The sequence below is a fragment of the Ignavibacteriales bacterium genome (genome assembly GCA_020635255.1).
Classification (GTDB): domain Bacteria; phylum Bacteroidota; class Ignavibacteria; order Tepidaquicellales; family Tepidaquicellaceae; genus JAEYVS01.
Genome location: JACKAC010000002.1, coordinates 530368 through 548864, shown reverse-complemented (window position 1 = coordinate 548864; position 18497 = coordinate 530368). Strand labels below are relative to the sequence as shown.

The 18497-nt window shown below is 38.1% G+C and carries 17 protein-coding genes; all 17 read right to left on the bottom strand.

Annotated features, from left to right (window positions below; translation table 11 throughout):
* Window positions 1-11: 11 nt before the first annotated feature.
* From H6614_10345 to H6614_10265, 17 genes are read right to left on the bottom strand one after another with little or no spacing between them, the layout of a single operon-like run.
* Complete coding sequence (locus tag H6614_10345) at window positions 12-1367, bottom strand: AMP-binding protein (GenBank protein ID MCB9244065.1); 1356 nt, start codon at window positions 1365-1367, stop codon at window positions 12-14.
* Entirely contained in the window at window positions 1367-2374 is a 1008-nt protein-coding gene (locus tag H6614_10340; protein ID MCB9244064.1) for a ketoacyl-ACP synthase III, read from the bottom strand. Before H6614_10340 ends, H6614_10345 begins: the two co-directional genes overlap by 1 nt.
* The gene (locus H6614_10335; GenBank protein MCB9244063.1) at window positions 2358-3002 is read right to left on the bottom strand and encodes an MBL fold metallo-hydrolase; all 645 of its coding nucleotides are present in this window, start codon (window positions 3000-3002) and stop codon (window positions 2358-2360) included. The genes H6614_10340 and H6614_10335 overlap by 17 nt, the downstream gene beginning before the upstream one ends.
* Window positions 2999-3694 (bottom strand): SDR family oxidoreductase, encoded by a 696-nt coding sequence (locus tag H6614_10330; GenBank protein ID MCB9244062.1) that lies wholly within the window; start codon window positions 3692-3694, stop codon window positions 2999-3001. Before H6614_10330 ends, H6614_10335 begins: the two co-directional genes overlap by 4 nt.
* Window positions 3691-3993 carry an acyl carrier protein gene (locus H6614_10325; protein ID MCB9244061.1) on the bottom strand — a complete coding sequence of 101 codons (303 nt, stop codon included), beginning with the start codon at window positions 3991-3993 and terminating at the stop codon, window positions 3691-3693. The genes H6614_10330 and H6614_10325 overlap by 4 nt, the downstream gene beginning before the upstream one ends.
* Window positions 3994-4005: 12 nt before the next feature.
* A complete protein-coding gene (locus H6614_10320; GenBank protein MCB9244060.1) occupies window positions 4006-4611 on the bottom strand; it encodes a hypothetical protein in 606 nt (201 codons plus the stop codon).
* A 13-nt stretch (window positions 4612-4624) separates the two neighbouring features.
* Window positions 4625-6529, bottom strand: a complete 1905-nt coding sequence (gene asnB / locus H6614_10315) for an asparagine synthase (glutamine-hydrolyzing) (GenBank protein MCB9244059.1) — start codon at window positions 6527-6529, stop codon at window positions 4625-4627.
* Between the two features lie 2 nt (window positions 6530-6531).
* A complete protein-coding gene (locus H6614_10310) occupies window positions 6532-7719 on the bottom strand; it encodes a glycosyltransferase family 4 protein (protein ID MCB9244058.1) in 1188 nt (395 codons plus the stop codon).
* Window positions 7716-8672 (bottom strand): hypothetical protein, encoded by a 957-nt coding sequence (locus tag H6614_10305; GenBank protein ID MCB9244057.1) that lies wholly within the window; start codon window positions 8670-8672, stop codon window positions 7716-7718. The genes H6614_10310 and H6614_10305 overlap by 4 nt, the downstream gene beginning before the upstream one ends.
* The gene (locus H6614_10300; protein MCB9244056.1) at window positions 8659-10413 is read right to left on the bottom strand and encodes a hypothetical protein; all 1755 of its coding nucleotides are present in this window, start codon (window positions 10411-10413) and stop codon (window positions 8659-8661) included. Before H6614_10300 ends, H6614_10305 begins: the two co-directional genes overlap by 14 nt.
* Window positions 10414-10416: 3 nt before the next feature.
* Window positions 10417-11466 (bottom strand): hypothetical protein, encoded by a 1050-nt coding sequence (locus tag H6614_10295; GenBank protein ID MCB9244055.1) that lies wholly within the window; start codon window positions 11464-11466, stop codon window positions 10417-10419.
* 12 nt (window positions 11467-11478) lie between these two features.
* Window positions 11479-12642 carry a hypothetical protein gene (locus H6614_10290; protein ID MCB9244054.1) on the bottom strand — a complete coding sequence of 388 codons (1164 nt, stop codon included), beginning with the start codon at window positions 12640-12642 and terminating at the stop codon, window positions 11479-11481.
* Window positions 12623-13759: a glycosyltransferase gene (locus H6614_10285; protein MCB9244053.1), complete on the bottom strand. Its 1137-nt coding sequence runs from the start codon at window positions 13757-13759 to the stop codon at window positions 12623-12625. Before H6614_10285 ends, H6614_10290 begins: the two co-directional genes overlap by 20 nt.
* Before the next feature lie 23 nt (window positions 13760-13782).
* A complete protein-coding gene (locus tag H6614_10280) occupies window positions 13783-15063 on the bottom strand; it encodes an O-antigen ligase family protein (GenBank protein ID MCB9244052.1) in 1281 nt (426 codons plus the stop codon).
* Window positions 15060-16283, bottom strand: a complete 1224-nt coding sequence (locus H6614_10275) for a hypothetical protein (GenBank protein ID MCB9244051.1) — start codon at window positions 16281-16283, stop codon at window positions 15060-15062. Before H6614_10275 ends, H6614_10280 begins: the two co-directional genes overlap by 4 nt.
* A 38-nt stretch (window positions 16284-16321) precedes the next feature.
* Complete coding sequence (locus H6614_10270; protein MCB9244050.1) at window positions 16322-17344, bottom strand: GNAT family N-acetyltransferase; 1023 nt, start codon at window positions 17342-17344, stop codon at window positions 16322-16324.
* A 3-nt stretch (window positions 17345-17347) separates the two neighbouring features.
* On the bottom strand, window positions 17348-18496 hold the full coding sequence (locus tag H6614_10265) for a polysaccharide deacetylase family protein (GenBank protein ID MCB9244049.1): 1149 nt from the start codon (window positions 18494-18496) through the stop codon (window positions 17348-17350).
* Between the last annotated feature and the right edge of the window lies 1 nt (window position 18497).

Below are 18497 nucleotides of genomic sequence, written 5' to 3'. Positions count from 1 at the left end.
TAACTATTAATTTAATTAGAACTTTTCTCTTTGTACCTAATCTTTTTAAAGCGTTCGTTGTGTTGCTTATCCATTACTATATTTATCTTCACCGGAACTTTGTATGACTGCAATCTTTCTCTACAAAAGTCTTTAATACTTTTCTTAAAATCTTTTTCATCGATCTCACCTTTAGGGGTAATGTCGGCACAGACAATATTTCCTGTAAGGAAGTTCTTTTCCCCGTACACCATCACCTCTAATACATTATCATGTTGGTATATCACATTTTCCACTTCAGCCGGGAAAACTTTCTCACCGCCAACATTAATGACCTCCGATTTCCTGCCAAGGATGCGAAAATACTCACCCTCAGTCTCGACTCTATCGCCGGTTATAAACCAGCCGTCGGGAGTAATGGGGGTTGGCGCATTCAAATATCCTAATATAGTTGAATGCGACTTAATCTGCAAAATCCCGTCGACCACACGAGTCTGGAATCCCTCACCGCCAAGCTTAACCCAAAGGGAATCATCACTTTTGGATTTTGACCTGAGTACCCCAAGCTCTATAAGACCATATGTTTGCTGGAGTGTAACGTCTGGAAAGATCTCTTTTATTTTTTTAAGAGTAATCTCAGGCATGGGTTCAGTGCCGTATGTTATTAACTTAAGACTGCTGAGATCGTAGCGTTTATAAGCACCGCTGACAATCAATAGATTCAGAAAAGTCGGTGATGCCGGGAGGAGCTCTATCTTGTGCTTCTGTATGAATTCGCAAACCGCATCCGGCGATCTGTCAGCAAGCGCGAGTATAGTCCCTGAATTCGAGATCGTATGAAACATAGTATTAAGACCGCCCCAGTGATCGAAAAGCAGAAAATTAACCGTACGGAATGCTTTTCTCTTTGTTTTAAACTTCTCCAGCAGATTAGTAAAGTCATGAACAGCGCCCTTTGGTTCACCGGACGTACCAGATGAGAAAAGTACCAGCCCGGGATGATTTCGTTTTCTTAATTCCTCATAAAATTCGTGTGATGCTTTTATACCTATGTCACTTATTAGATAATTATCTTCGTTGTCGAGTGATATTATCCTCTCTACTTCGGCAATGCCAAATTTCTTGTCCTCAACCTCTATACTTCTGGTTAAAGTAACAATAATCGCCGCTTTCTCGATCAAAGCAAGTAGGAGAGCAATACTATTCGGGGAAAAGTCCCCAGTTAAAGCAACGACGTTTCCTGATGAAATATTATTATCACTTAACTCTTTATCAAAGAAAACTATTCTCTCCGCCAGCCAATTATAAGAATAAGGTTTATCATTCCATATAATAGCAGGAGAGTCTCCATTTGAAGCAAAATCGTTTTTAAGAAAATCTATAAACATCAGAATTTAATTATAGCTGAAGCCCACGAAAGGCCAACACCAAATCCGGACAAAAGTATCCTATCCCCCCTTTTGATCTTACCCTCGTCCCATGCATCTTTTAATGCGATCGGGATAGAAGCAGACACAGTATTCCCAACCTTATCCATATTCATATACACTTTTTCTTTATCCAGTTTCAGGGCATTTAAAAGTGAGTCCAATGTAAGTTTGCTTGCCTGGTGAAAAATAAAGCAATCAATGTCGTCTTTAGAAAGATCATTCCGCTTTAAAAGCTCTTTGATCTGAGCAGGGACTGTCTCCCCGATGAATTTCCATACTCCGAAACCATTCATGTAAATATCATTCAGTGAACGGATATTTCCTGATTCGTCCTTTTCTTCCTCGGCGGTCTGCTGTGAGAAAGGAATTCGACATCCTCCTGCCGGCACATAAAATGATTTGTAGTCTTTTCCGGAAGATTGCAGGATAACATCTATTAGCTCACCTGACGGACCCACACCCAGCAATGATACCGTTGCAGCATCTCCAAAGAGGGATTTTGTGGACCGGTCGCCGGGATTTATAAACCTCGAGTAGGTATCTCCGTTAATGAGTAAAATGTTTTTTGAAAGTCCCGTATTCAGCATACTTGCAGCAATCGCCAATCCATAAACGTATCCGGAGCAAGCGAGATTATAATCGAATGCAAATACATTGGACGGCATGGAAAAATGTTCGTGAACAAGAAAGGCATTTGAAGGCATTATATAATCGGGACTCTGTGTGCAGAAAATTATACCTCCTATGTCACCAGGAGTTACTTTGTTCGATGCAAATAACTTTTCACAAGCTTTGATGCCGAGATCAAATGCTGTTTCACCTTGTGAGGCAATGTAGCGTGTATACACCCCGGTTTTTGATTCGACCTTCGCCATATCCCATTCGGGGTTTTCCGATGCCATCTCAGCGTTTGTAACCGGGGCACCCGGAAGATAGTATTCTATTGCTTCAATTGTGAGATTCATAAATATCTTTTACTGCGGGGTTGTTTTCTCTTTCGTTTCCGATAGTTGTATTTTCACCATGCCCCGCATAAACTTCCAAAATATCGGGGAGTTCTAGTAGCTTTACTAATGACTTCTTATATTTTTCCTTGTCAGCACTGGGTAGATCCGTCCTCCCGATCTGCCCTTTCATCAAAGTGTCACCGGTTATTATAAAGTCATCAATTAAGAAACAAACGCTTCCTTCCGTATGACCCGGTGTGTGAAAAACCTTGATCTTAAAATCATCGATTACCAATTCTTCCACTTCATCAAGAAAAACATCTATAGCAGGAATTTTGAATTTCACACTTTCCCCCACAAATGATCTATAAATTGAGGCATGGTTTAATAGTCTCTTGTCTTTGCTGTGAAGGTAGAATGGAATGTTATACTTTTCTTTTAACGCATGAATCGCGCCAACGTGATCATAATGGGCATGCGTATTGATTATTGCAAGAGGTATTAGAGAGTTTGAATCAATAAATTCAGTAATTTTCTCGGCTTCATCACCGGGATCAAAGATCAGCACTTTATTATCCTTAGAGATCAAATAGCAATTTACAAACCACCTTCCGATAGTTAATTTATGAACATCAACCTTATTCATACTCCTCCCAGATATATTATCTGTCCTGTAATAGATTCGGCTCCCGGCGAGATAAGCCAATCAATGGTATTGCTTATGTCGGTTAATTTACCCGGATGTTTAATAGCATTTCTGTAGAGAAGTTCATCTAAAATATCTTTATTTGCATTCATGGCGAGGTCGGTTTCTACTACAGCTGGTGCAATCATATTACATGTAATGCCATTGGAAAAAATCTCTTTTGCAAATACCTTTGTAAATGAATACAGCGCATCTTTTGAAGCTGTGTAAAACGAAGTGCCTGGAGGTGAATGTTTCATCATCATAGAGCCAAAATTAATTATCCTACCAGCTTTCTTATTGAGCATTAATTTCAAAGCTTCACGTGAAAATAAAACCGGTGCAAGGAAATTGACTTCATAATTTTCTTTTATTTTTTCGATCGGCACCAAGTATGCAAATGCATTGGATACATTTACACCCGCATTATTAATCAATACATCCAATGATCCGTACCCTTTTCTGATCTCGTTAAACATCTCGTGAATGAATTTTGGCTCGGTTATATCTATTTTATAATGAATATAATTCGGTTTATCGATATCGCAATCACCCCTGCTACACCCAAATATGATATTACTTTCATCATTGGAATAATATTCCGCCAAATACTTTCCAATTCCCCTGCTTGTACCTGTAATAACAAAATTCATTTTGCTTCTGATTCATTTATTAGCTGTATTATATAATCAGTAAATGACCCTATGGTCGCAAAAGGGCTGGATTCTTGAGACATCGCCCTTTCGTCAGCAAGGGTAATGACTTTACCCATCTCATCTTCGACAGTTGTTTCTACGCTTATAATCAAGTTTACAAGTGCAATAGAGTCAAGGTTTCCGTCTTTTCCGTATAAAGGAGTATTTTCACCAAGGGAAAAATCTATTGCAGAAACGATATCCCCATCAAGGCTTCTTACTGAATTTTCAATAATTTCTAAAATTTGTTCTCTCATTAATTTAATAAATTATAAATTTTTATAAATAGTAATTGTTTCAGATACGGAACCACTCTTTAATATACTCCATTTATTATGAATATAATATACAAGTGCAAGCTTGTTCTTCTTGAATACACTTCCCCGCACCGACCTAAATCCCAGCTCTTTTACACGGTTTAGAAATTCTTCATATAAAGCGCCAGGAACCTCTTTAGGGGCAGTTGGATCAACTGCCCAGCCAACAGCGGAAAATACAGGTTTGTTTAACCCAGCGTTAATATCAGCGCTTGCTGCGCTTCCGGAAAATATTACCTTTAACTTTGGTATAAACATTTTAAAGAACCTCTTGTCAAAAACGATCCAGGGGTGAGTTAAAAAGGACAAAACTATAACCGGCATTAAGTCTTTATTCATTTTACTGCCATATCCATATTTCGCACCACATATATATCCATAAACTTTTTTTGTTTTTTCATCTGAAGCCTCCACAAAAACCGCATCCGGATTATTCCCAAACCATTTTAAAAAAGCCTTTGCATAAATATTCCCTAATCTGGAATTATAGTGATCTTTGAATGCAAACCTATGAGTTTTTGCAAGTTCATTCAGATCCTTTTCATTATATTCCGACAAGGTAAATCCCAAGTTAAGCATTTACATCCATCAAAGAGATCCACATTCCGACAGAAATCGCTCTCCAAAGATAAGCCAGCTCACCTCTGCCCTTATCAATTTCAGAAATTACGTTGTTTATGTTAATTAACCTATCCAACCCCGTTCTACTTCTTAGTGTTTCCTCAATATTGTTTCGCAGTTTTTCCACCCAGACTTTTTGCGGGACAGGAAATCCTTTTTTTTGATTAGACCAAAGGATCTCATCAGGTAATTTCCCAATCATCGCCTTCCTAACCGAAAATTTTGTCCAACCGTTTCTTACTCTCCAATCTAATGGAAGCCGAAGAGCATAATCAAGCATGATCTTTGAAAGATGAGGAACTCTAGATTCTACACTAAAAGCCATTGAATTTCTATCTGTATAGCGTAATAGCCTTGGAAGGCAATATTTAGTCAGCTCAGCATTCTGGGTCGTAAAAATATCACCCTTCGAGTAAACATCTTTTGCTACTGATTCCCTGTATTGCCTTAAAAGCTCTTCGCTTACAAACGATTTAAGCCGGTTAATATTCCGGTTGACAGCAACAGAAGGACTTCTGAAAAAAATATTGCCGAATAACGATCTGCTTAATGATATGGAAGCGTGTTTCTTCAATCCTATCCACTCATGAAAGAACGACGAGAGTTTTAATTTTTTTATGTACTCTAATATTACTCTTTGCGCAACCCTGGGATAGCCAAGATATACCTCATCTCCCCCCTGTCCATCCAGCATAACCTTTATACTCATAAATGATGCCTTCTCCATTACCTTATATTGTGCAAACATAGACAGGGTTGAGAATGGCTCACCCATAGCCATAATCATTCTCTTAAGGTCGGTTGAAAGACTTTCTTCAGCGGGGATAACCGGATTCCACCTCATACCCGAATGCTCGGCAATAGAAAAAGCATATCTTGATTCATCATCCTCAAATCCGGGATAAGAAAAAGTTAAAGTATTATAATTTCCTGAACCGCCTTTTAAGATCTCTCCGGCAGTTGATACAATCGCTCCAGAATCTATTCCCCCAGACAAACTTGTACCAACACATACATCCGCTCTCAACTGTCTTTTTACTGATGTGAATATATTTTCCTTCATTTCCTTGACATAATCATGATTCCCTTCAAAATTATTATGAGGAGGTATCCAATATTTTACAGGACCCTTCATTTTACCGGATATATCCACCTCCAGATAACAACCACCCGGGAGCTGACTGACTTCCGAATAAAAAGTACCCTCATCAAAATCTGTAACTCCCATTATTAGAAACTCAGAGGTTCTCACCGGATCGATACTACCTTTTATTCCAAGTCCGGCCAAAACAGCTTTCGGTTCGGAACCGAATACAAATCCCTTTTTCGAATAATTATAATAAAAAGGTTTTATACCAACAGGATCTCTTGCACATAATATTTTCTTTGCGTTTTTATCATATAAGGTAAAAGCAAACATACCGTCAAGTTTACCAAGCATATCCGGTCCCCATTTTTCATAGGAAGCTATGATAACCTCCGTATCTGTCTCAGTAAGGAACTGCCGTTCTGCCGATAATTCCTCCCTCAACTCAATGTAATTATATACCTCCCCATTAAAATTAATCTCGATGCTCTTATCCTTATTTGTCATGGGCTGCCTACCATTTTCCGAAAGATCTATTATACTCAACCGCCTGTGACCAAATGCAAATGCGAGCCTGTCTTCAGGATATAACGACACTCTTGCAGGCTCTGAAATATCTTCACTAATATCGTAACCATGAAATGACATTCCAAAGTCATCCGGTCCCCTGTGGTTAATCACATCGATCATGTTATTCAGAAGGGTGTACGGTTTTCCATTGCAAATACTGTCTTTTGAAAATTCAATATATCCCGCAATACCACACATTACTAATTACACTCCATTGATTTTTTATAAAGATCAAAATACTTTTGCGGAAAAACTTTGGCCTCAAAGTTCGTTATAATATTTTCTCTCAGCTTCAACCCCATTTCCTTTATCATACCCGGGTTCAAAATCAGTTTAGTCATTCCTTCAGCCAGTTCTGCACTATTACCCGGAGCAACTAGCAACCCTGTCTTACCATTTTCTATTAATTCCGGAAGACCTCCTACCCCGGATGCAATTAGACATTTCCCGGTTGAACCCGCTTCCAGGGCTACATTTGGCATTCCTTCCTCAAGGCTCGGTATCAGAACAACATGACAGTCTTTATATTCATCCATCACCTTGTCCGGAGGAAGAATACCCTTTAATATTACATTGTCAGGATATTTTAAAGATTTACGCCAGTTTTTTGCAAATTCAGAGTCAGAATCAGGTCCCGCAAAGATAAGTTTGCAATTATTTTCGTTAAACATTCTTTCTTTTGATTCCCATGCTTTCATTAGATCCAATCCACCCTTTAAATTCCTTCCAGACTCGACATGCTTATAGAATGGTATCCCTCCCAGGAACAGAAACCTTAAAGAACCGTCTCCAAGACAATTAAAGCTATAATCGTATTTTTGAGTATCGATTCCCCTATATATAACCTCAATGTTTTCTGTTTTGCCGAATAGCCTTTCATAGTTATACTTCAATTCCTGGCTATTACATCCGACCCCGTCGGTTTTTTCTTTTAGAACCTTAAAGCATGACTTATTCAATAAGTCCGGGAGTTCTGTATTTATATCCGTGCCTATCAACTGCATCACGTGCGTTTTGTTAAACCGTATAGCCAGACCTGCGCCCAAAGCTCCGCTGAAAGAGGCTCCAACAGAATGGAACACATCCGTCTCACATAACGGGTCATTTAGATTTCTATAAATTACCATTTTGAATAATCGCAAAAGGATACACAGGATATTATGATTGCCAAAAGGGAGATGTGGAACCGATACAGTGTAATGCTTGTAGAGTTTATCCGGCTCAAACGACACAAACTTTCTGCCCGGCTTCCACACTCTAAGTTGCAGAACGGTTAAATCAACATAATCAGCAAGCAATCCAGCGGCTCTCTCATTGAACACTCCGTGTGAAGGATTATCTGGCGTTGGAAATCCGGTTACTATCATGGTAACTTTTAACTTCTTCAATTCTTAAAAACTTTTGCTGATGCTATCGCTTTTGCCGCTTTAAACCTACACGAAGGACTATTCGCATAGCTAACAAATTTATCCGAGTAAGTTTTAAATTCCTCTATTCCGGTTTGTTTATATAGTGCTTGGAGCTGACAAATATGAAGATTGTGATACATCATACTTGCAACATAATTTCTTCCGCTCTCGGGGATCCAATAATAAGTCCAATATCCTGTATCAAAATACGGCAGAGCTTTTGTAATATATCCTGCACCTTTCTCATAAAGTTCCTTCGCCTTTGCATCCCCATTCATTAGAAAAATATCTCTTAAACCCCACAGTGAATATACCATACCATTCAGGACATGGTTTAGAGGGGAAGACACATACTCTTCATACCAGTTAGTATCTGTTTTAGTCACTAAGCCTAAAACACCGCCCTCAGTCGTTCTAATCTCAAATGGAGCGACCAGTTTAAGTGCTGTTTCGAAATAACTATCATTATAGGTATATTGAGACGTTCTGCACAGTACGCTCATAGCTTCGCCCTGTGTCATCGCAGATATATTACCAGTATGCTCATCATTATCATCTACTTCACGCAGTAGAATTGTGCCATTTTCCTCTTTACCGCTTTTAACAATATAATCAGCAACAGCAATTAGGTTCTTTAAGTATTTTTCATCACCTGTTACCAGATAAAAATCGCTTTGCCCCAAGGCATAAGAAAACATAGTCGTATAGTGATAAAAATGACCTTTTCCATTTGATTTTGGCCACATTGGCACTCCATTTGAATCGAAATGCGGATAATGGCCTTCCAACACTCTCGGTTTAAAGTCCAGCGGGTAACTCCCTAATTTCCCCGGATCAACAGCCAAATCCCTGTCTGCTAAATTTAATTGCCAGTAGCTGTTCCATTTCTTAAAATAGATCTTTGTCTTACGCAGATGTTCAAACAGCATCATTCATCTCTATCTTCTTTCCAAATCTCTTCAATAAATACCCCATTGCAAGAACAAGCGGCATCAGATCCGGCTTTAAAGCTACATTATTTATATCAATTGGCAGATCTAGTTTTCTCAGCAGGGCAACTCCCTCTTTTAACTTCGCGGACTTGCCAATTAGAGTATCAAAGGGTCTAATATTTCCTCTTTTCTTTTTTAAATAATATTTATATAGTAATCCCGGCGGGATAAAATCCATTAAAAATGATTTAATCTTGTTTGAAAGAGGTTCGCCTTTATGAAAATCAAATCCTCTGTCGGAAGGAACAGATGCAAGCTTAGGATTTATTTTTTTTATCATATCTTCCTCGAACTGCAGGGAAGGACCCAGCTTATTTACAATTTTGTATGATGCTTCGGAAACAAAATATTCAGTAAAGGGGCTGAGAAAAAACGATAACTGGTTTTCAGCATTATTTCTCACACCAAGACGAGCGGATACAAAGACCTCGCTTAAATATCTTTTGTAATCGAGATGTGTTATCTTTTTTTTATTCCCAAGAAAAAGTTTTTTTCTGATCTTGTTTTCGATCTTTTCGATTACATTCTCAAGCCCTGATCTATTCTTAAAACAATCACCGCATATATTAAGAAGTATCCTGTACTTAATAACGCTTTTCAAATTCGTACTGGGTTTGCTCATCCGCTCTTCATTCCGATACTGTTCACCGCCTATTCCGCTCAATCCGAGCCTATTATCTCCGAGTATTTTCTCTCTATATACTCTTGTGTTATATTCCTCCGTCCAGAAACTATGCATTCTCACAAGTCCGTCAAAGAAAAGGAAAGCCTGTTCTAAATTATTTTCCAATGCACCTCCATCCATATCTTGCGGGTCCGACACCGGAATTAAATTTATATCTACACCCATCCTCTTACAAAGCTCTTGGGCAGAACTGAATTCAACATTCTTTGTATTCCTCCAATGTGTATGAAACGAAACATTGGAAAAATGCTTTAATGCCATTGCCATTATTAACCTGCTGTCATGCCCGCCTGTGATACCGGAGTCCGTGCCCTCACTGTCAGCCAATTTTTTTATAGAATCAAAATATTCACCCAATTTTTTTACCTGATCATCCAGACAGCCATCGTAATCTTTTTTGCAATAACCTTTGAATGCCTTACCCTGAACTCTAACCCTTTCGAGATCCTCGAATGAGACTTCATCCTCTATTTCCAGTCTTTTGATCTGGACGAAAATAGTTTCAGGACCTATTAAACTTCCCGTTGATAAAACCTCTGTTACAGCATCTTTATTTATGGTTAGAGGATCTGGAAAGGAATATGCGCATGCCAGGAATGAAGACGAAATGACATGCGAGTTAGATGAATAATAGATATTTTGTATTCCCTTTTTGTCAGTCAGAAAACTCATACCGTCTTTCTTAGCAAATATGATCCAGTAGCTTCCGTAAATCTTCTCAGCTTCTAGTTTGTCATTTTTATAATCTTCAAACATTTGAGCAAGTCCGTCCGAATAACCGAGGCTTTTATATACAGGTGACCCTATTGCCATGATAGTATGATTCGCGTCGCTCATATAGTTTGAAGCTGAGGATATTATTTTGGGATATAGCAATATATTATAATCTCCAAATGTAAATCTTTTGGGTTCCTTAAAACCCTTTTGCGTAAAAACATTTAGCACGGATTCAAGATCGATCTTTATTTCATCTCTATATATAAAAACTGCGCCCACTTATTATTTTACGACTCCATAGAACCTAAAGAAGTTTCTCACATCCGGATTGATAAGCAACGGTGAATGCACTTGGTGAAGTTTTATATCCGGTCCGTCATTCCCCTCTAAAACTATAAATCCATCATCAGTTACAACAATATCCCACCCTATATACTTTAATTGTGAAATTTTTCCGGCAGCATTGAGTATCTTTGATTTAATTTCTTCCCAGTGAGGAATCTGTACACCTTCGATAGATTCGCCTGTATCCGGATGATTCTTATACCATGTAATCGAACTGCCTTTAAAATAAGGTGAAACAGCTTTGCTAAGTCTGCCGGATCCTATATTAATATTTGCGGTCAATCCCCCTGCATTACAATTATCCACCGGAAATGATTTATCTGTCGCAAACCTATGTGCAGCAGCGGCGATAAATGGCTTTCCTGTTTCTGGTGATATCATTGTTAATATTCTTACAGTGCTTACAGCCTCAGGGTATATCTTTGAAGAATAACTTGCTTGCTGTATAAAAAAAGAAACTATATAATTATTCAGTGTACTTATTTTTTTTAGAAACTCATCCATAGATATCTTCTCGTTATTACAAATAATGTTGTCACCCTCTTTAGATACTTTAAGAACACCCATTCCGCTGGCGCTATCGACAGGCTTTAGCAATAATATCTTTCCATTCTCCAATAAATCTTTCAAATCCGAAACACTCTTTGTTCTACCCTTACTGGAATGAATCTCTCCATCTTTTAACAAACCAATATCTGCAGGGGCTTGTAGATCACCCTTTATCAAATCATAAAATCTTATCTTGTTATCCAGCAGGTAAGCGTTATCTTTATTTAATCGCACCGCTTTTATATTTTCCTGATAATCGGAGAGGTAATCCTTAAGATCATTTTTTCCTAGATCATAAAGGACATATGAAGCACTGAAAAACCCATTCCTCCACATCCTCAGCTTTTCTTTAAAAGGGATATCAACTTCAGATTTGATTTCTTTCTTAGCAAGCTTAGGTAGAACATAAGCTCTAAAATACAATTCCTTTAACGACAATCTTTCTTTTGCTTAATATGCAGGAAGGTCATACCACGATGACAGCTCAACTTTATCTTCACCAAGTTCCTGTAATAGAGATTCCAGCCTTAGGTTACAATAAGAATTTCTGTTGAAATTCCCGGGAATTAGTTTCCATTCATTATTAATAAATCTGTATCCTCCCTTTAACGGTGTATCCGGAATGACCGGGTAGTTGCCGTAAAAGAAGGTTTGTAATTCATTTACCAGATATCTTCCATCTTTGGTTTCGAAAAGATCTACATCCATACATGTGAAATTTCCTTTCTCGGTTATCTTCCGTGTTAGTTCAAGCAAATGATCGCCTGGCTCTCCCCACCTTTGAATTCCCGACCCGCTGTGAAAATCTCCTTTCTTGATCTTATCGATGCAGGCATATGTATTACCAACTCTAATCATTCTTTTTTCAACGGCAGTTTCTATATACTCCTGGAACATTACAAAATCCCATTGTCTATTTCTAGGATCGCTCCTGTCAGCAGCGATACCTGAACCGAAACATTTTTTTACCAGATCACGGGCTTCTTCTTTTGTGCGACATATCTTCACACCATGTGAAGCGCTTCCTAATACTGTTTTGAATACAATCGGGTATTGGGCTTCCTCTACAAAGGAAAGAGCCTCATCCTCTATATAGAAACACCATGTCTCCGGACAATCGATATCATTTAAAATAAGCCAGTCTCGCACTCTCCTTTTGTTTTCATACAACCATACTTCAAATACCGAGGGATATACCCTGAATCCAAGATCGTCTTTAATAAATCTTAGCCTCTCGTCTGTCATTTCTTTTAATACTGTGGTCGAGACCGAGGCCCATGTAACAATAACATCGCATTCGCAGTTCTTAACCATTTCGATCCAATTTGAATGTCTTATGTCGATCACTCTATACGATATTTTCATGTCGATACAAGCTGACATATAAAACTTATGATAATGCGCCGGATCATAAATTATCCCAACCTTTATTCTACTCTCACCGTCATAGCTCCATTCCTTATCGGTACCTACGAAGGGATTATCACTCTTCCATAGATGCAGGTTATATTTATTGATTGAGACCATCTTCCTGGCAAGTTTCCTGCTCCAGGAAGGCATAAAATTCCTCAGCTTCTTGCTTCCCGCAAGAAATTTAAGCAACTTGTCCGCCATTACCCGCTATTTTTTTATAAAATTGATCCAACCTCATAAGCTCATTTTCGAAATTGTATTTTTTCAATACTGCTTCCCTTCCCTTTCTTCCCATTTCTATCATCACATCCGGATTCTTTAGCATATAAATTGCTTTTCCAGCAATGCTCTCGGGAGAGTTAGAGTTTACGCATAAACCTGCGCCCGAATCCTCTAAGACCCTTCTAACCTCCGGAAAATCCTCCCCAAGAACAGCAACACCGCAGAACATATATTCATACAACCTATTTGGCAATGTAACTCTGTTGTTAAGATTATCTTCATAAAAAACACATCCAATATGAGCCCCGGCAGTTCTTTTAAAATTTTCTTCCCACGACATCATACCCTCGATGCTGACATATTCAGAAACACCGAGGTCTTCGGCCCTTTTATTCAGCAATGATCTGTAATCTTCGGGATAATAACGTCCCGCAAACATCATCCTGATATCCGGGACCTCCCTTAAAATGTGGGGAAGGGCATCGATGGTTTGAAGACAATTCCGGTATTTCGAATTCGTTCCTGATGTATAAATTGTTAATTTCTTATTCTTTTCGGCCGGCAATTCAACATCTTTTAACCTCGAAACATATACAACATTGTCTGTTACTTCGATCGGTTTATTGACTCCTCTAAAAAGGTTTTTCATGCTGGGGGTAACAACTGTCAGCCCTGAAAATCCCGAAGAAAGCATATTTTCTAATTTTCTATAAATTTTTGCATACACTTTTCTTAAAAACAGTGGAGGTAATTTTACTGCGCGGGATTCATAGTTCTCATGCACATCATAAACGACTTTTCTATTTAAAAATGATAGGATAAGCATCCAGGGTATTAGGTCCGGATCATGAAAATGAAAAACGTCTGCTTTGACCGTTCTTGCTTTTCGAAACGCCTCAAAAGAGGAAAGTATCCTTCTAGATAACCCCTTCCTTTTTTTTAAACCCAAGATACCGATCCCATCTATCACTATATCACCATCGTGTGTGGCGATCAATATTACTTTATCTCCAATAGAATTCAATCCTTTGCAAGCTCTCTCAAAGATCCTATCATCATTAAACGGATGCATACTTGTAACATGACAAATGGTCATAAATTAATTAATACCGTCTGGGTTTATTCTGAGAACTTTTTGGAAGATGATTGGAGATATTTATATGCTTTATACTTGTGAACCAGAAAATTAGAATAGCCCGCAACCATTGCTAGTTGAAGCATCGGAACAATATCAAGAAAATTTGCCCGGAAGATGCCAAATACCATTACGGAAGCAACTATGGCACCGCCCAGGTTTATCCTGTATTGTACATTCTTATCTGAAATAACTTTTTTTACCCTATAATTCTTTCTTAGGATCGTATAGTAAAAAGAAATCATTAAAATAAGCCCTCCTAACCCTGTTGTTGCCAGGAGTTCCATATATTCGGAATGAGCTATAGCCTGTTTCGAAGAATAGACCACAAACTGAGATAATCCAACTCCGTAAAAAGGGGATTGCTTAAACATTTCAAACCCCTCCATATAAAGCTGAAAACGAGTTTCCTCCGTCAATTCCCTATCTTCGACATTTTGAAACCTTTTACCAAGGTATGTTTCCTCAAGTAGATAAGAATAACCAATGCTTAGTACAGGTACTAATATCAATATGAGAAAAATGTAAACAAATTTATGCTTGACAAAATTCTTATAGTAACAAAATACTAGCCAGCAAACAAACAAAGTAAGCATCGAGATAAATCCGCTGCGTGATGCCGTAAGAATTATAGTAAATACGAGAAAGCTAATTATTATAATGGAAAATATCTTTCCATTGAGTGACTTAATGTTACTCCAAAGGAAAAGCACTCCTCCAATTCCCATAATGGCAACGCTTGCAAAGCCGTTTGCATTTTGTATAAGACCATGAAGCCTTGAAATTTCCGGGTTATCTACATCCGCTGCGTTAGAAAAGTAGTCACCAATTATCAAACCGTGTAAGGATATAAGCAAACTGATTAGTATCAAAACCTTATATATCAACTCGATCTTTCCCGTTCTTATCATAACAACTTGGATACAAAAGAAGAATATTAGGATCGTAAATATCAGCCTGAAATACCTGAAATAACCGCCCACATCAACAACCTTAACAAATCCCGGGAATGTCCATAACCAAAGCAATCCGTATAGAATAACCTCTTTCGGAAGTTTGAAATAATTTTTTATGTAATTGGAAAAAATAATGATAGCAAAAAGCGGACCTGCCATCCAAACAACGATCTTCTGAGTGGCCTCAAACCTTCCGACAAACATCAAAAGAAACAAATAGATCGCAAGAATGTAGGAAAGATACTTGTCTGCGTTGCCCCGCCAACCGGTAACAGAATACAAATGGGTATTTAAAGAATTACCCATCATACCTTGCTTTTCCTTGTCCTTAATTTTACTATTACAAACAAGATCATCAATATAAATGTACTAATAAAAGAAACTGCAAACAAAATTAACCAAAAGTATTTCCACAACATTTTGTTATTTGAATAATTCAAACTAAGAACCGGCTCCGGGCTGAACAAATATCTTTTTAGCTGGTTCTTTTTATTGAATCTGTCGTCGCCAAATTTGTACTGAACTAAACAATCTGTATCGAAATAATAAGCCTCATTTTGCCTTATATCGAAATACGGTACAACGATAGTAGAGTCTCCTGACAATGATACAGCCCTTAACCCGCTGTAATCTGTTGCAACGTTTGCCATTAATATTTCAAACGTGTTCAAAACTTCATTGCTGTCATTCAAAACATAAGCCTTGTTTGAAGTTATATCAACGAAAGCCCATTTTTTTTGTTCAGGTATATAGCTCTCGTCAAAGTGATGACCTGAAATTTTAACCACACCGTCTGAACTCCCAAACCCAACTACACCTACTCTCCTAGACTGAACTCCTGCAAGATTAGCAAACAAGTAGTATACCTCGGAATATTCGTTGCATGTCATATTGGTCTTGCCTTCAACGGCAGCATTGTATATCTGACAGGCAGTATATGTATTCCACACAAAATTCAAACCTATATTTGTATCCCTGTGAGCTATGCTGTTAATATGCGAAGTAATAAGTTCGATCTTTGACAATGTGCTCGTACAAGTATCGACCTTCAATCTCTCACTTAGGATCTTCTTGACGGATTCCTGTTCTGCCGGATCTATCCAACTTATGTCACAAAAGTCTCCGAATGAATACCTGCAAAGGTCAGTATACGGGATAGAGGAAGTGATCACCTGTATGTCACCCGTATTTTGCCTCTGAAGATTTAGTGAAAAACAAAATCCGTCGGATTCTCTGCAAACTTGATACACTTTCTCATATGTTTGACCGTTCAAAGGTAAATATATAAGGGGGGATTTACCGATTGTCTTGTATTCCCCATCTTGTGACGTGATTGTCCAGCTGGTTTCGGTATGCTTATCTGATAACACTACCGATACACTGTCCGTTCCTGTGTTTTCAAACCGGCTTATTGCGGGAAGATCTGATAAGTAATAGACTGAGTTATAAGCCAAAAGTGTGTACACATAACCTTCATTTCTATTTATGTATATCTGATAGTTCACAAATAAAGAAATAAGGGTAATCATTGTCAAAACAATAAACCAAAAAATTTTCTGTTTAAAGATCATCTGCTCCTCTTCAATGATCTATGAACTTTCAAAAGACTCTGAAGCATTGCGTATTTTGCAGGCTGGTGAACAATCAAGTAATTGCCAAAAGCTACCAATTTACCTCCAAATTTTTCTTTGAAATCTCTGACTCCATATTCTTTACCGGGTTCCCCTGCGCCGCCAAAATCAAAAACTTCATAACCATTTTCATTTCCCCATTTGAGAACCTCCCAAACAAGGACGTCATTGGTATATTTATCACGTTCTTTGGGATTATCTCCGGCAAACCAATCATAAAGCCTATTTCCGTAAGAAAGTATTATCCTATGCCCTATTAATTTACCTTCGTAGTAAGCAGAAAAAAACAAAATGTTTTTCTCGCGAGAAAGATTATTGTAAACACTTTCAAAAAATGAAATATCCTGCAAAGGAAGACCTGCGTTTTTATATGTTTCCAAAACAATACCGTAATAGTCAGCAATATCATCTATCTCAAATGAAATATTTACAGATATTCCGCGCCTGTATCCTCTCCTAATCTGACGGCGTCTCGTATTCTGTATGCTGTTCCATATTTCATCCTGGCTCCTAGCCAGATCGATATTGTAATTCAAATGCTCCTTAAATTCATAACCCACACTCTCAATTCCTGATAGTTCTTTGCTGTTATCGAAAAGATTAGCAAGTCTGCTGTACACAGCCTTTTTTTTTACAAAATCATTGTACCTTTGCACAAAATCAATTGCCGGCACACCTGGCGACAACAAAGGTCCGCCAAAAATTATGCAGCGTGATATTAGATTCTTAAGCGCTCCATCCTTTTCCGAAAAAACAGAGCCCACCAAAAGTCCCCTGATACTCCCCTCTGTATCCAAGCATGCTACAAAAACAGGATCGTAATTTTTTGAGGTTTTGTATGCATCATACATCTGTGGAGTCTGGAAAATATTGCCTTTCGGATGGCCTGATACAAACTCACTCCATTTCAGTCTTTCTACCTGCGTGGGATCGAACACATATTTTAGTTCTTTGTTCAATGTCTATCTTCTCGGCAGAGTTCCTGAAACATCACCGCCCATCTCTACTACAGTATTTATAACTTTCTCGTAAAACGGCAGCCATCTCGTATCGACAACAAAACTCTCCGGGTGAAAAAGTATGGAAGCACACCCGTTATACTTTTTTACTTCCTCTAAAACGCCTTTCAATTCTTCGAGAGTTTTTCTTTCATCAATCAAATATTGATTCCTTTCCATAAAGACCAGCGGAATCTCTGTGATATCCGATGCCGATTTATTTTTAAAGTCATAGGGTCGGTAACTGCTTGCAACCCCGGTTCGGAATCCCATATTAGAGCTAAATCCAACACTAAAATCATATCCGATCCCTGCACTGCTTAGCTGAGACCATAAGTTAATAGGATCAAACCTGAGATAGTGGTTCCTATGGGATATTATTTCCTGGTTTGTCACTTCTCTTAATAGCTCGGCTTCCTCTTTGTATGTGTTTGCATCGGATGCCCCGTAGCTTCCGTGAAGACCAATGAAATTCCCTGAGCTTAATATAAGATCTATTACTTTTTTGGCTCTGCTGCTTTTAATATTATACCGATTTGAGTAGCGTCCGAGTCCGTTCGTTCCAGATAGCATAAAATTCCATGTTTTCACTCCATATTTCTTTTCGATCGAAAGCATTTCTGAATAATTCTTAACAAAAATATCCTGATCAAAAACTTCACTCAGCTTAATCCAATTTCTACTGCCCGATACCGAACTCTTAATCGACTTTACCAGAGAGATTGGATCGAATCCGGATACCCAGTCAATGTCGTGACTAAATATTATCTTGAATTCACTCTGAGCGTCAACTTTATCTAACCTTTGTCCCATACTTTCTACAAGTTCACTTACTTTCGGTTTCTTTATATCCCATTTAATATTCGCCTGATCAAACCTCCCATGCGCATCCTTACCATGTTCAAATTCCCTTTTCAAACTCATTGCGTTAAAAACATTAAGCAATGTATCTCTATCGATCTCAACCGCATCAGAAATTCTTAACAATGTCTTCTCTCCAATGTGTATAGCAAGATCCTTTTCCATTCCGATAAGCCATAACAATTCTTTTGCAATATAGATAATCTCATCTTTTTCGTCATCGCTTGAAATTATTAATACCGGTGCTTGCAAA